A 12,758-nucleotide genomic window follows, 5' to 3' on the forward strand; every position below is an offset into this window, starting at 1 on the left:
GAGCGGCAGACCATCGTGACCAGCGAGAACTCTTCGGCGGACGACGCGCAGCAGGTGTGGGACGTCGTCGTGGTGGGCGCGGGACCCGCGGGGGCCTCGGCCGCCTATGCGGCGGCTGTGGCCGGGCGGCGTGTGCTGTTGCTGGAGAAGGCGGAGCTGCCCCGCTACAAAACGTGCGGCGGCGGCATCATCGGCCCCTCGCGCGACGCCCTGCCACCGGGCTTCGAACTGCCCTTCAGGGACCGGGTGCACGCGGTGACGTTCTCGCACAACGGCCGCTTCACCCGCACCCGCCGCTCCAAGCAGATGCTGTTCGGGCTGATCAACCGGCCCGAGTTCGACCAGCAGCTCGTCGAGCACGCCCAGAAGGCGGGCGCCGAGCTGCGTACGGGCGTCACCGTCCAGCGCGTCGAGCAGCACGGCTCGGCGGTCCCGGACCGGCGCACGGTCGCCGTCGTCCTCCAGGGCGGCGAGACGGTGCTGGCGCACGCCGTGGTCGGCGCGGACGGCAGCGCCAGCCGCATAGGAGCACATGTCGGGGTGAAGCTCGACCAGGTCGATCTCGGCCTGGAGGCGGAGATCCCGGTGCCGGAGACGGTCGCGGAGGACTGGCAGGGGCGGGTGCTCATCGACTGGGGGCCCATGCCGGGCAGTTACGGCTGGGTGTTCCCCAAGGGCGACACGCTGACGGTCGGGGTCATCTCCGCGCGCGGTGAAGGCGCCGCCACCAAGCGGTACTTGGAGGACTTCATCGCCCGGCTCGGCCTCGCCGGCTTCGAACCGAGCATCTCCTCCGGGCACTTGACCCGCTGCCGCGCCGATGACTCGCCCCTGTCGCGGGGCCGGGTGCTGGTGTGCGGGGACGCGGCGGGGCTCCTTGAGCCGTGGACCCGCGAGGGGATCTCGTTCGCGCTGCGTTCGGGGCGGCTCGCGGGGGAGTGGGCGGTGCGGATCGCCGAGGCGCACGACGCCGTGGACACCCGGCGCCAGGCCCTGAACTACGCCTTCGCGATCAAGGCGGGGCTGGGCGTGGAGATGAGCGTCGGCAGGCGTCTGCTGCTGGCGTTCGAGCGTCGCCCGGGGCTGTTCCACGCCGCGCTGACCGGGTTCCGGCCGGCCTGGCGGGCGTTCATGGAGATCACCCGCGGGTCGACGTCGCTCGGGGAGATGGTGCGGGGGCGTCCGATGGCGCAACGGGCGCTGGCGGCGCTGGACCGGCGGATCGGTCTTCCGACACCGGCCGAGCCGACCGCGCCGACTGCTCCCGCCGACGGCGAGGCGGGCTCCTGACGTAGGGGCCGCCGGTGACGTACGGGGTTCGCCGGTGACGTACGGGGTCCGCCGGTGAGGTGCGGGCTCCGCCGGTGGGGTGGCGCCGCGCCGGTGAGTGAGGCGGGCGTCGGGTGGGGGGCGGCGGGCAGGCGTGGTGCCGGTGATTTCACGTGGCGTCGGTGGTGAGACGTGGTGTCGGCGGCAAAGGTCGTGCCAGCGGGGAAGCGGGACGTCGGCCTGTCGTGCGTGGCGTCGGCCGGGGAGTGCGCGGCGTCGGCGTGGGGTGCGCGGCGTCGGCCGGGGAGTGGCGGCGGTCGTGGTGTCTGGCGGCGGCCGTGGGAGCGGCGTAAGTGGCGGAGTGCGGTCCTGGCCGCCTGAGGGAGCTCGCCCGGTGGCTGGTGTTGAAGATGCCGGATGCCGGATGCCGCAGCCCGGCCGGTGGGTGACGCCGCCGCGGTGGGTGACGCCGCCGTGGCACTCGTCCCCGGCTTCTCGGCCTGTCGTAGTGCGGGGCGTCGGCTCGTTGTGGTGCGGCGGGCGTCGGCCCGTAGCGCGGGGGCGTCGGCCTGGCGTGCCGGACGTCCGCCTGTGTGGCGCGCAGGCGTCCGCCTGTGGTGCGTACGCGTCCGCCGTGGAGGGTGTCGGCACCGGCGGAGCGCGGTGGCGGTCGTGGTGAGCGGGGTCAGCTCGTGATCGTGATGCGGAAGACCGGGTGGTCGGGGGCGATGCGGCGCAGGTCGGCGTCGGGGGAGTCAGGGCCGACTCCGTCGAAGAAGACGCCGACCTCGGCCTTCCAGCGCTTGAGATAGGCGCGCAGCAGCGCGACCTTGTCGTCGTCGGCGACCTCGACGGCGGTGAACACGTCGACGTTCTTGCCAAGGTGCAGCTCTCCGCCGCCGGCGGCGCGCATGTTGTGCGTCCACTGGACGTGACCGCGCGGGGCGAGGAGGTAGTGCTGCCCGTCGACGGTCAGCAGGTTCACGGGTGTGGTCCGCCATTCGCCGCTCTTGCGGCCGCGGACGGCGAGCACCCGGGAGCCCCAGACGCTGAGGCCGCGGCGGGTCAGCCAGGCCACGAGGCGGTTGAAGACGTTGATGGTGAACCAGCCGGGCTTCTTGACGTGCGTGGACGCGGCCATGAGGTCCCCCAGGGGATTGTGTGGAGCGCTGCTCTCTTTTGTGAGCGGTGCTCTCGCTTCGCCTTCAGTCTGCACCGGATCGGTGCTCCAAAGCAAGAGCAGTGCTCTCGATTTATATCGGCGCTCTCGTTTGTGTGCACTGCTCTCCTTTCATGGGACACTGGCTCTCATGAGCCCCGCAGACGACAGCACCCCCCGCGGCGCCCGAGCGCGCGCCCGTATCGAAGTCACCGCGGCCATCAAGGACGAGGCGCGCAGACAGCTCGCGGTCGACGGCGCCGCCAAGCTCTCACTGCGCGCCGTGGCACGTGAGCTCGGCATGGTCTCCTCCGCGCTCTACCGCTACTTCCCCAGCCGTGACGACCTGCTCACCGCGCTCATCATCGACGCCTACAACTCCCTCGGCGAGAGCGCCGAAGCCGCGCACCACAAAGCCGCGGGCGCCGCGCCCGCACAGCGCTGGGTCGCGGTCTGCGAGGCGGTACGCGGCTGGGCTCTGGGGAATCCGCACGAGTACGCGCTGATCTACGGTTCCCCGGTGCCCGGATACAGCGCCCCTCAGGCGACGGTCCCGGCCGCCTCCCGGGTCGGGCTGCTCCTCATCGGCATCACCCGTGAGGCGTATCAGGGCCGCGGCCTCGCCAAGCCCCGACTGCCCGCCGAACTGCGCCCCGAGGCCGAGCGCATGACCGCCGACCTCGCCCCCGACCTCCCCCCGGAGACGGTCACCGCGCTCGTGGCGGCCTGGGCCCAGCTCTACGGGCTGATCGGGTTCGAGCTGTTCGGGCAGTTCAACCGGGTGGTCGAGGACCGGGCGACCTTCTTCCGGCACGCGGTGGGCGAACTCGCCCACGGGGTCGGGCTGGTGTACGGGGGATAGGGGACGCCCGGGCTCGATCGGTGCGGGCATCCGAGAGGGCGGGGCCCGGTGGACGTACTTCTCGGAGCGGGACGTGTACGTCGTGGTCAGGCCCCCGTACTTCCCGGGGAGTACCCGTGATGACCTCGCCCGGCTGACGCCCCGCGCGGCCGGTGGCGTCTAGCGTGGCGGACATGGACGAGCAGCGCGTGCGCGGAGGCGGTCCGCCGCTGTGGTGGTGGCACGGGCCGCCGTGGTGGAACCGGTGGGGCGACGAGGGCGGCGCCTCCCGGTTGCCCTGGCCCTCCACCGTGCTGATCACGGCCTTCGTGCTCGGTGGTTCCCGCTTCGCGGCGCAGGAGCAGGTGGCGGACCGGGCGCCGCTCGACACCTTCGCGCGCGTGCTTCTCGTCCTCGCGGCCGGGCTGCTGCTGTGGCGCCACCGGTACCCGGTGGTCGTCGTGTTCGGCACGGCGGCCGCCACGATGCTCTATCTCGGTGCCGGATATCCCTATGGGCCCGTCTTCGTGGCCGTCGCGGTGGCCTGCTTCAGCGCCGTCGTCGCCGGACACCGTACGGCCGCCTGGACCGCGCTCGGCGGGCTCTGGGTCGGACATCTGCTGGTGGCCCACTGGCTCTACCGGTGGCTGCCGCCGTCCGGGGACGCGGCCGCCTCCTGGGGGTCGCAGGGCGTGGTCGCGGCGTGGGCCGTCGCGATCGTGGCCGTGGCGGAGCTGGCCCGGACCCGGCGGGAGCAGTGGGCGCGGGAGCGGGCCGAGCGGGCCCAGGCGGCGCGACGGCGGGCCGACGAGGAGCGGCTGCGGATCGCCCGCGAACTGCACGACGTCCTCGCCCACAGCATCTCCGTGATCAATGTGCAGGCCGGCGTCGGCCTCGCCCTCCTGGACAGCGACCCCGAACAGGCCCGCACCGCGCTCACCACCATCAAGGCCGCCAGCAAGGAGGCGCTCGGCGAGGTCCGCCAGGTCCTCGACACCCTGCGCGCCCCCGGAGACGCGCCCCGCGCTCCCGCCCCCGGCCTCGGCCGCCTGCCCGAGCTGGTGGAGCAGGCCGCGCGCACCGGCCTGACCGTGGCGGTCGAGGGCGCGGCGCCCAGGCTGCCGCCCGGCACGGACCTCGCCGCGTTCCGCATCGTCCAGGAGGCCCTGACCAACGTCGTACGGCACTCGGGATCGCGGCACGCGCGGGTGCGCCTCGATTCCGGGGACGGTACGGCGCTGCGACTGCGCATCGACGACGACGGCCCCGCGACCGGCGCCGACGCGGGCGGCAGCGGCAACGGGCTGGCCGGAATGCGGGAGCGGGCCGCCGCACTGGGTGGCACGATCGAGGCGGGACCGCGGTCCGACGGGGGCTTCCGGGTGCTCGCCGTACTGCCGTTGCAGGTCAACCCCAAGGAGGACGACCGGTGATCCGCGTACTGCTCGCCGACGACCAGTCACTGGTACGGGCCGGATTCCGTGCGCTGCTCGACGCGCAGCCGGACATCGAGGTGGCCGGGGAGGCGTCCGACGGCGCGGAGGCGCTGCGCATGGTCCGCGAACTCCGCCCCGATGTCGTCCTGATGGACATCCGCATGCCGGTGCTCGACGGGCTCGCCGCGACCCGCGGTATCACCGGTGACGGTGAGCTGGCGGACGTGAAGGTGGTCATGCTGACGACCTTCGAACTCGACGAGTACGTCTTCGAGGCGATCCGGTCGGGCGCCTCCGGCTTTCTGGTCAAGGACACCGAGCCGGAGGAACTCCTGCGCGCCGTACGGGCGGTGGTCGAGGGCGACGCGTTGCTGTCGCCGGGTGTGACGCGCCGGTTGATCGCCGAGTTCGCGGCCCGTTCCAAGGAGCCGGCGGCCGAGGGCGCCCTCGCGGGGCTCACGGAACGCGAGCGTGAGGTGATGGCCCTGGTCGGCATCGGACTGTCCAACGAGGAGATCGCCCGCCGGCTGGTGGTCAGCCCGCTCACCGCGAAGACCCACGTCAGCCGCACGATGGTGAAGCTGGGCGCCCGTGACCGGGCCCAACTCGTGGTGCTGGCCTATGAGTCGGGGTTGGTGCGGCCGGGCTGGCTGGGCTGAGCGGCGTCCCGGCGGAAGCGGAGCAGCACGCTGATGACTCGGGCCGCGAACAGCACGGGGGCGATCCAGAGTCCGACGCGGATCAGCACCTTCTCCAGCGTGTCCGGCAGTTCGAAGAGCAACGCCGGTCCCGCGACCGCCCCGAACACGACGGCCGCCGCGAACGCCGCGCTGAACAGCGCGTATCCGATCTCGACGGTGATCGCGTCCCGCCTGGCCTGATCCGGTCGTCCCCCGTGTGTGGTCATACGACGAGTCTCACAGCCGGGTGCCCGGCGGAGCAAGCAGGCTCCGCCGGGCACCGGGAAGGACACGGTCAGTCGCGTACGACGACGCGCTCCGCCTCCTCCTGGGAGGTGGACTTGGCGACCACCACGGACGGCTGCCGGGGGCGGCGGACACGCAGACCGGTGAGGGAGATCAGCAGGCCCGCGACCGCGATGCCGGTGACGACGACGAGGCCGGGCAGATAGCCGTCGAGGACGGCCTGTTTCGAGGCGGCGGGGTCCTGCGGGGCGTTGGCGGTCATGACCGCGGTCACCACGGCCAGGAACAGCGCGCCGCCCACCTGCACGGAGGTGTTGAGCAGGCCCGACACCATGCCCTGCTCGTGTTCGCCGACTCCGTTGGTGGCCTGGACGTTGAGGGAGGGGAAGGTCAGGGCGAAGGCCGCGCCGACCAGGAGCATGGTCGGCAGGATCACCGCGGCGTAGGCGGGGTCGAGGTCGATGCGCAGGAAGAGCAGATAGCCGACGACCATCAGGGCGAAGCCGACCACGATCAGCCGGGGAGTGCCGACACGGTCGATGACGGTGCCCACCTTCGTCGCGGAGAGCGCCACGAGTGCGCCCGCGGGCAGGAAGGCCAGGGCGGTGTGCAGCGCCGACCAGCCGAGCAGTTGCTGCATGTACAGCGTGACCAGGAACTGGAAGCCGATGTAGCTGCCGAGGAACGTCAACGCGCCCAGCTGAGCCCGGACTTGGGGGCCGGAGCGCAGGACGCCGAGCCGGATGAGCGGACTCGGGCTGCGCCGTTCGACGGCCACGAACGCGGTGAGGAGGGCGGCGACCGCGAGGAAGGAAAGGACGGTCCGGGCGGAGCCCCAGCCGACTTCGGCCGCTTCCACGACGGTGAAGACCAGCAACAGCATCGAGGCGGTGCCGAGAACGGCGCCCGGGATGTCGTAGCCGCCGCTGTTCTTCTCGCGCGCGGTGCGCGGCAGCAGCTTCATGCCGACGACGAGGGCGATGAGCGCGACGGGTGCGGGCAGCAGCATCGTGTACCGCCAACTGGCCTCCGTCAGTAGGCCGGAGAAGACGAGGCCCATCGAGTAGCCGGTGGCGCCGCAGGTGGTGTAGATCGACAGGGCGCGGTTGCGCAGCGGGCCCTCGGCGAAGGTCGTGGTGATGATGGAGAGGCCGGCGGGTGCGGTGAACGCGGCGCTCAGGCCCTTGACGAAACGGCTGGCGATCAGCAGCGGCCCGGAGTCGACGAGTCCGCCGAGCAGGGAGGCGAGGGCGAAGACGGCGAGGGCGACCAGGAAGACCTGGCGGCGGCCCAACAGGTCGGCGGCGCGTCCGCCGAGCAGCAGCAGCCCGCCGTAGCCCAGGATGTAGCCGCTGACGATCCATTGCAGGGTCGAGGTGGACAGGCCGAGTTCGGCACCGATGGACGGCAGGGCGACGCCGACCATCGACACGTCCAGCGCGTCCAGGAACATCGCGGCGCAGAGCACCAGCAGGGTGCCCCACAGCCGGGGGGTCCAACGCCCGTCGGGCGTAGGGGTGGTGAGCGGAGAGGTCATGCCGGAGACACTACATGCGCATGCATCGAATGCAAGCGCATTTAATTACGGTGCAATAATTCTTGCTCTCTGCTACGGTGCGCCCATGGCGGCGAAGAAGGCCGAGCAGGCGCTCGCGGAGCAGTGGCGGGACATCCTGGCGCTGCATGCGCGCACCCAGTGCGAACTCGACCGCGCACTCCATCAACACGGCCTGTGCGCAAGCGACTTCGAGGTCCTCGATGTCCTCGCCGACGGGCGCGCGAAGGACAGCGCCTGCTTCTACCGCGTCCAGGAGATCTCCGACCGGGTCCATCTCAGCCAGAGCGCGCTGTCGCGGCTGATCGCCCGCCTGGAGAAGGACGGGCTCGTCGAGCGTGGCATGTGTGCCGAGGACCGGCGCGGCGTCCGGGTGGGCCTCACGGACAAGGGGCGCACGCTGCACGGCGAGGTGCTGCCGGTGCAGCGTGCGGTGTTGACGCGGATGTTGAACTCGGGCTGAGCCCAGGCTGGTTGAGGGCAGGCAGACCTGCGCCTGGCTCAGCCGATGGCGGACCGGTCGCGCCAGAGGTCGGCGAGCGAGCCGTCACCGCTCACGTTCGGGAACGGCACCCGGTTCCACAGCGACAGGTACAACTCCGCCGCGGGCCCGGCGATCTCACACTCCGCGTCCCCCGCCTCGCCCCGCTCGGCGACGGGCGGCTCCTGAGTCAGCCGTACGGTCCACACGGCGTCGTCCACATCCGTCGCCCGCACCCGCAGCACCCGGGGCTCCTCGCTGCGCACCCTGCTCTTGGGTCGGGCGTGGAAGCCGCGCAGCAGTTCGTCGACGCCGTCGGCGGCGAAGCGGGGGCTGAGCTCGCTGGGCGTACCGCCGCGGGCGCTCTGCGCGTCGAACCGGTGCACGGCCGTCTCGTGCGCCTGCCTGCGCGCCCAGAACGCGAGCGGGGACGGGGCGGGCAGGAAGTGCCAGCACCTCAGGTCGGCGGGCGCGGCGGTCAGGGTGCGCACGAGGTTCGCGTGCCCCTCCCGGAACCAGGTCACGAGGTCGGCGCCGTCGAGGTCGGGCTCGTCACCGGGCGGGCGGGGCGACGGGTACGCCTCGGCGACGAACGCGGTCGCCCAGCGGTGCACCGCGCCGGTGTGCCGTACGAGATCCCGCACCTGCCACTCCGGGCAGGTCGGCACCTTGGCGTCGCTGCCGGCCTCCTCCGCGGCGTCGGCGAGCAGGCGGCCCTCCCGGTCGAGGATCCGGATGAACTCGGCGGTGCCCAACGGGGCGTCGTCCGAGAGGGAGTCCGAGGGGGTGTCCGTGGAGATGTCCATGGGGTGAGTCTGCCGTATAGGTACGTCGACCAGCTCGGCCTCGTGCCGGGCGCCGTCTTCCCGGTCGGTGGCGATGGGGTGCCCTCCGCGGGCACGCCCCCGGAGAACGTTTCCACCGCGGCGCCGGCCATCGCCTGATCACGAGGGCTGGGCAACCCGCCGGCCTGTCCGAGGCGGCCAGTAGCCTCACGCGGTATGGGCATTGAGGTCGATGTAGTGGTGGGGCAACCGGTCGACGACGAGATGGAGAGGGTGCTCGGGCTGGCCGAGGCGGTCGGTGAGCCCGTCACGGTCACGTTCCTGTGGGAGGGGCGGGAGAAGGCGGAACGCGCGATGCTGGTGCCCGCGGCGACGCTGGCGCTCTGGGAGCACTGGGCGCCTGCCGCCTACCCGGGCAGTGACACGGGGGAGGAGCATCCCGCCGAGACCACGACGGAGGAGCCTGAACTGGCCCACCCGTTGGAATACGGCGCGTTCACGTTGTTCCGGCGCCGCGTGGGAGGACGTACGGCGGTTGCTCGCCAGGGAGTGGTGGTCGCCGAGCTGCTGGATCCCGAGGAGGCGTACTGGCTCAGGCAACAGGCCGACCGGGTCCGCCACGGCTTCATGGATCCGAGGCAACGGGCGGCGTTCGAGGAGTTCCTGGCCCGGCAGGAGGCTCTTGACGATCAGTGACGCCCTTCACCGCCACGGGACACGGAGGTGTGCACGGGCGTGACCGCCCGCCCGGTCGGCCGCTCGAAGGCCGGGGTCGGCGGGCGGTCGGCGCCGGTCATGCCGGGTCGTCGAAGGTGACCACGACCTTCTCGGCGGCGCCCGGGGTGAGGGCGAGTTCGAAGGCGTGGGCGACGTCGGTGAACGGGACGCGGTGGCTGATGAGGCGGGCGAAGCGTTCGTGGTGCTCGACGAGTTCGGGCGTCACCTCGAAGATCTCGGTGGGGTAGCCCTGCGAGGCGATCAGCGTGAGTTCGCTGCGCAGCATGCCGCCGAGGTCGATCGCGTCGGACCTCTTCTGTACAGCGACCATGACCAGCTTGGCGTGCCACTTCGCGTTGTCGACGACGGCCTGGAAGACGGCGGGGGCGCCGGCGGCGTCGATGTAGACGTCGGTGCCGGGGCGGGGCTGGCCGAGGGCGTTGGCGGCCTGGCCGTGGAGTGCGGTGAGATGCTCGGTGATGTCCTCGGTCGCCGAGTTGATGACGGCGTCGGCGCCGACGGCCAGCGCGGTCTCCAGCCGCTCGGGGAGGACATCGGCGACGACCACATGCTCGACGCCGCGCAGCTTCAGCCAGATCGTCGCGCCCAGCCCGATGGGCCCGGCACCGAAGACCACCACCTTGTCGGCGGGCTGGGCTTCCGAGCGGTTGACGCAGTGCCGGGCCACCGCCATCGGCTCGTTGAGGGAGGCGACCTCGAAGGGCACGGTGCCGGGGAAGACAGCGACGTTCTTGCCGGTCTCGACGCCCTCGATCAGCAGATACTCGCTCATCGCCCCGTGCGCGCCGCCGCAGCCGATGATGCCCGAGGGCACGCCCTGCGGATTGACGACGACCCGGTCACCGACCGCGACGTCGGTGACCTCGGCGCCCACCTCGATGATCTCGCCGGCCGGCTCGTGGCCCAGCGGGATGGCCCGCATGGACCCGTCGGCGCCGGCGGGCATGCCGCCCAGATGGAGGAAGAAGGTGTCGGTGCCGCAGATGCCGCAGGCGCGGATGCGTACGAGCGCGTCCTTGGGACCGGGTACAGGGCGCTCCACGTCCTGGACGTCGACCTTGTCCTTGGCGGTCAGGACGGACTTCATGGTGGCCATGGGCGGGGCTCGCTCTCTGGAGTGCCGGGACCTCTGGAAGTCCCGCGACGAATGTCACCGGGCCCGGCGGCGGACGGGGGAGTGTCCCGCCGCCGGCCCGGTGACCGCGCCGTACCCCGTCCCCACGGGCTGGGCGCGAAGGGCCGCATCCGCTCAATGCGACCCCGTTACTTGAGTTAGGCAAGCGTACATGTGTTACTTAAGTCAAGCAATCAAATGCGTTGCTTAAGTTAGGCAAGCACCTTTAGGCTGGGGTCATGACCGCAGAGCCGCCCGCCACGGCGCCCGTGCCCGCGTCCGCCACACTGACCGAGATCGAGCGCGTGCTGACCCGCGCCGCCTATCTGGTCGGCCGGTCCCGGCGGCACGAGCGGCTGATGGCGGTGGCCGGCCTGCGCCTCGACCGGGCGGCCGTGGCGATCCTGCGGCACATCGCCGAGAGCGAGCCGATGCGCCCCGGCGTGCTGGCCGTCCGGCTCTCCGTGGAGGCCTCCCATGTCACCCGCCAACTCCGGCAGTTGGAACGAGGAGGGTATGTGATCCGGGTCGCCGACCCCGACGACCGGCGCGCCCAGCGCGTCCAGATCACCGACGAGGGACTCGCCGCGGTCACCCGTATACGCGAGGTCGGCCGCCGCACGCTCGAAGTGGCCCTGGCCGACTGGTCCGACGACGACCTGCGCCGGCTGGCCGCGCTCTTCCACCGGCTCGTCGACGACTTCGTCGGCCATGCCGAGGTCCGTGTCGATCCCACGCACTCCGCCTGACCGCACCGGCGTCAAGGCATCCGCCCCCCCACGATTGGTCATGCCATGTACGCGGATCTCATGGAGAAACCGTCGCCGCACCGCGGCAGCGGACAGCATGTCCTGGTCGTCGCCGACGACCCCGGCGACACCGAACTGCTCACCACTACACTGGAGTTGGCCGGCTACCAGGTCGGCACCGCGGCCAGTGGCACCGAGGGCATGGTCCGCCTCACCCGGCAGCGGTTCGACCTAATCGTCCTGGACGCCGCGCTGCCGGACCTCAGACACCTCGCCCGGGGCCGCCGTATCGCCCCCGCCGACCGCCCTCCGCTCCTCTACCTCGCCTCCTGCGACTCCCTCCACCGTCTGCTGCCCGAACTCGGTCTGGGCGGGGAGGACTACGTCATCAAACCGGTGCGTGTCGCCGAGGTCCTGGCCAGGGCGCAGGTGCTGCTGCGCCGCCGGGTCCCTGGATCACGCGACGCCATGCGGGGCCACGGCGACCTGGTTCTGGACGACATCACGTGCCGTGCGCGCCGCGGGCCCCGGCCGCTCGACCTCACCCCCGCCGAGTACCGGCTGCTGCGTCACCTGCTCGCCAACGCGGGACGGGTGCTGTCGAAGGAGCAGATCAGCCGGCATGTGTGGGGGGAGTTCCGAGGGCACCAGGCGATCGAGAAGCTCGTCTCACGGCTGCGGCAGAAGGTGGACCTGGAGGAGCCCGCGCTGATCCACACCCGGCGGGGATTCGGTTACTGGCTGGGGAGTTGGTCCCTGTGAGGGGCGGTCACGCGGCCGTCACCCGGAGGGCCGCGCAGTCGGTCGCGCCGTGAGAATCCCGATCGCGTTCGCCCCGACCACCGCCGTGATGCCCGTCCACTCGGGCCACCCCAGCCCTTCCCCGAGGACCACCCACCCGACCACGGCCGCCAGGACCGGGTTGACGCTCATGAACAGGCCGAACACCGGCGCCGGCACCCGCCGCAGCGTGAACAGGTCGGCGAGGTAGGGGACCGCCGAGGACAGGAGACCGGCGGCCACCGCGCACCCCGCCGCCCCCAGGGTGGGCGGATGGCGCACGGCGACCACGATGCCGACCGACAGGAACATCAGGGCCGACACCGCCGCCGCGGCCGCCGGGCCCTGCGCGCCGGGCAGGCGGCCGCCGACGGTGCGGTTGAGCAGGATGTACGACGCCCAGCAGGCCGCGGCCAGCAGACCGAGCCCCATCCCGGGGTAGTCCGTGGAGGGCTGCGGTCGCATCAGCGTCACCACCCCCGCGGTCGCGAGCAGGGCGCAGAACGCGTCCACGCGCCGCCGGGTCGCCGCGAGGGCGATGCCCAGCGGGCCCAGGAACTCCAGGGTCACCGCCAGCCCCAGACCGACGCGGTCGACGGCCGTGTAGAGCGACAGGTTCATCGTCCCGAACACCACGGCCAGCAGCAGCACCGGCCACCACTGCCGCCAGGTGAACGACCGCAGCCTCGGCCTGCCGACCGTCAACAGCACGGCTGCGGCGACATATTGACGTACCGTCACCACCCCAATGGGGCCGATGACGGGGAAGGCGAGCGAGCCGATCGCGGCACCGACCTGGTTCGACAGACCGCTGCCGGCCATCGTGGCCACCCCGGCGACGGAGACACCCGAGCGCTCCCGGGCAGCGGCGGGCAGGGGAGGGGCTGCGGTGGGGCGGGCGGGGGCTCCTTGCATACGCCGATCG

The 12,758-nt window shown here is 72.1% G+C and carries 15 protein-coding genes; 9 read left to right on the top strand and 6 right to left on the bottom strand.

Annotated features, from left to right (window positions below; genetic code table 11):
• The first annotated feature begins 15 nt into the window (after window positions 1–15).
• Window positions 16–1,290 (top strand): geranylgeranyl reductase family protein, encoded by a 1,275-nt coding sequence (locus OG885_RS39315; protein ID WP_405740369.1) that lies wholly within the window; start codon window positions 16–18, stop codon window positions 1,288–1,290.
• 664 nt (window positions 1,291–1,954) lie between these two features.
• Here OG885_RS39315 and OG885_RS39320 read toward each other — a convergent pair.
• Entirely contained in the window at window positions 1,955–2,410 is a 456-nt protein-coding gene (locus OG885_RS39320; RefSeq protein WP_405740372.1) for a nitroreductase family deazaflavin-dependent oxidoreductase, read from the bottom strand.
• 169 nt (window positions 2,411–2,579) lie between these two features.
• Between OG885_RS39320 and OG885_RS39325 the strand changes: the two genes are divergently transcribed.
• The 3 genes from OG885_RS39325 to OG885_RS39335 all read left to right on the top strand — a co-directional run bounded on the left by OG885_RS39325 (window position 2,580) and on the right by OG885_RS39335 (window position 5,364).
• On the top strand, window positions 2,580–3,290 hold the full coding sequence (locus tag OG885_RS39325; RefSeq protein ID WP_405740375.1) for a TetR/AcrR family transcriptional regulator: 711 nt from the start codon (window positions 2,580–2,582) through the stop codon (window positions 3,288–3,290).
• A 173-nt stretch (window positions 3,291–3,463) separates the two neighbouring features.
• Complete coding sequence (locus OG885_RS39330) at window positions 3,464–4,702, top strand: sensor histidine kinase (protein ID WP_405740378.1); 1,239 nt, start codon at window positions 3,464–3,466, stop codon at window positions 4,700–4,702.
• The gene (locus OG885_RS39335; RefSeq protein WP_405740381.1) at window positions 4,699–5,364 is read left to right on the top strand and encodes a response regulator; all 666 of its coding nucleotides are present in this window, start codon (window positions 4,699–4,701) and stop codon (window positions 5,362–5,364) included. The genes OG885_RS39330 and OG885_RS39335 overlap by 4 nt, the downstream gene beginning before the upstream one ends.
• Here OG885_RS39335 and OG885_RS39340 read toward each other — a convergent pair.
• Window positions 5,325–5,612, bottom strand: coding sequence for a DUF6332 family protein (locus tag OG885_RS39340; protein WP_405740384.1), 288 nt, complete (start codon window positions 5,610–5,612; stop codon window positions 5,325–5,327). The two genes, OG885_RS39335 and OG885_RS39340, sit on opposite strands and share 40 nt — an antisense overlap.
• Window positions 5,613–5,680: 68 nt before the next feature.
• A complete protein-coding gene (locus OG885_RS39345) occupies window positions 5,681–7,168 on the bottom strand; it encodes an MFS transporter (RefSeq protein WP_405740386.1) in 1,488 nt (495 codons plus the stop codon).
• 85 nt (window positions 7,169–7,253) lie between these two features.
• On the opposite strand from OG885_RS39345, the gene OG885_RS39350 reads away from it, so the two are divergent.
• Window positions 7,254–7,649 (top strand): MarR family winged helix-turn-helix transcriptional regulator, encoded by a 396-nt coding sequence (locus tag OG885_RS39350; protein WP_405740388.1) that lies wholly within the window; start codon window positions 7,254–7,256, stop codon window positions 7,647–7,649.
• A 38-nt stretch (window positions 7,650–7,687) separates the two neighbouring features.
• Here the strand turns inward: OG885_RS39350 and OG885_RS39355 are convergent, their stop codons facing one another.
• On the bottom strand, window positions 7,688–8,422 hold the full coding sequence (locus tag OG885_RS39355; protein WP_405743089.1) for a maleylpyruvate isomerase family mycothiol-dependent enzyme: 735 nt from the start codon (window positions 8,420–8,422) through the stop codon (window positions 7,688–7,690).
• Window positions 8,423–8,476: 54 nt separating this feature from the next.
• Here OG885_RS39355 and OG885_RS39360 point away from each other — a divergent pair, with 54 nt between their 5' ends.
• A complete protein-coding gene (locus tag OG885_RS39360) occupies window positions 8,477–8,611 on the top strand; it encodes a hypothetical protein (protein WP_405740391.1) in 135 nt (44 codons plus the stop codon).
• Between the two features lie 57 nt (window positions 8,612–8,668).
• Window positions 8,669–9,148: a hypothetical protein gene (locus OG885_RS39365; protein WP_405740394.1), complete on the top strand. Its 480-nt coding sequence runs from the start codon at window positions 8,669–8,671 to the stop codon at window positions 9,146–9,148.
• A gap of 97 nt (window positions 9,149–9,245) precedes the next feature.
• Here OG885_RS39365 and OG885_RS39370 read toward each other — a convergent pair whose 3' ends face one another.
• A complete protein-coding gene (locus tag OG885_RS39370) occupies window positions 9,246–10,286 on the bottom strand; it encodes a zinc-binding dehydrogenase (RefSeq protein ID WP_405740397.1) in 1,041 nt (346 codons plus the stop codon).
• A gap of 257 nt (window positions 10,287–10,543) precedes the next feature.
• Here OG885_RS39370 and OG885_RS39375 point away from each other — a divergent pair, with 257 nt between their 5' ends.
• The gene (locus tag OG885_RS39375; RefSeq protein ID WP_405740400.1) at window positions 10,544–11,053 is read left to right on the top strand and encodes a MarR family winged helix-turn-helix transcriptional regulator; all 510 of its coding nucleotides are present in this window, start codon (window positions 10,544–10,546) and stop codon (window positions 11,051–11,053) included.
• 45 nt (window positions 11,054–11,098) lie between these two features.
• Window positions 11,099–11,815, top strand: coding sequence for a response regulator transcription factor (locus OG885_RS39380; RefSeq protein WP_405740403.1), 717 nt, complete (start codon window positions 11,099–11,101; stop codon window positions 11,813–11,815).
• Between the two features lie 18 nt (window positions 11,816–11,833).
• Here OG885_RS39380 and OG885_RS39385 read toward each other — a convergent pair whose 3' ends face one another.
• Window positions 11,834–12,748: an EamA family transporter gene (locus OG885_RS39385; RefSeq protein ID WP_405740406.1), complete on the bottom strand. Its 915-nt coding sequence runs from the start codon at window positions 12,746–12,748 to the stop codon at window positions 11,834–11,836.
• Window positions 12,749–12,758 lie beyond the last annotated feature (10 nt).

It is taken from the genome of Streptomyces sp. NBC_00028 (assembly GCF_045041065.1).
In the GTDB taxonomy this organism is placed as follows: domain Bacteria; phylum Actinomycetota; class Actinomycetes; order Streptomycetales; family Streptomycetaceae; genus Streptomyces.

Coding starts and splice junctions, on each gene's coding strand:
- OG885_RS39320 (WP_405740372.1), bottom strand. CDS start 2,410: ATGGCCGCGTCCACGCACGTCAAGAAGCCCGGCTGGTTCACCATCAAC.
- OG885_RS39325 (WP_405740375.1), top strand. CDS start 2,580: ATGAGCCCCGCAGACGACAGCACCCCCCGCGGCGCCCGAGCGCGCGCC.
- OG885_RS39330 (WP_405740378.1), top strand. CDS start 3,464: ATGGACGAGCAGCGCGTGCGCGGAGGCGGTCCGCCGCTGTGGTGGTGG.
- OG885_RS39340 (WP_405740384.1), bottom strand. CDS start 5,612: ATGACCACACACGGGGGACGACCGGATCAGGCCAGGCGGGACGCGATC.
- OG885_RS39345 (WP_405740386.1), bottom strand. CDS start 7,168: ATGACCTCTCCGCTCACCACCCCTACGCCCGACGGGCGTTGGACCCCC.
- OG885_RS39350 (WP_405740388.1), top strand. CDS start 7,254: ATGGCGGCGAAGAAGGCCGAGCAGGCGCTCGCGGAGCAGTGGCGGGAC.
- OG885_RS39365 (WP_405740394.1), top strand. CDS start 8,669: ATGGGCATTGAGGTCGATGTAGTGGTGGGGCAACCGGTCGACGACGAG.
- OG885_RS39370 (WP_405740397.1), bottom strand. CDS start 10,286: ATGGCCACCATGAAGTCCGTCCTGACCGCCAAGGACAAGGTCGACGTC.
- OG885_RS39375 (WP_405740400.1), top strand. CDS start 10,544: ATGACCGCAGAGCCGCCCGCCACGGCGCCCGTGCCCGCGTCCGCCACA.
- OG885_RS39380 (WP_405740403.1), top strand. CDS start 11,099: ATGTACGCGGATCTCATGGAGAAACCGTCGCCGCACCGCGGCAGCGGA.
- OG885_RS39385 (WP_405740406.1), bottom strand. CDS start 12,748: ATGCAAGGAGCCCCCGCCCGCCCCACCGCAGCCCCTCCCCTGCCCGCC.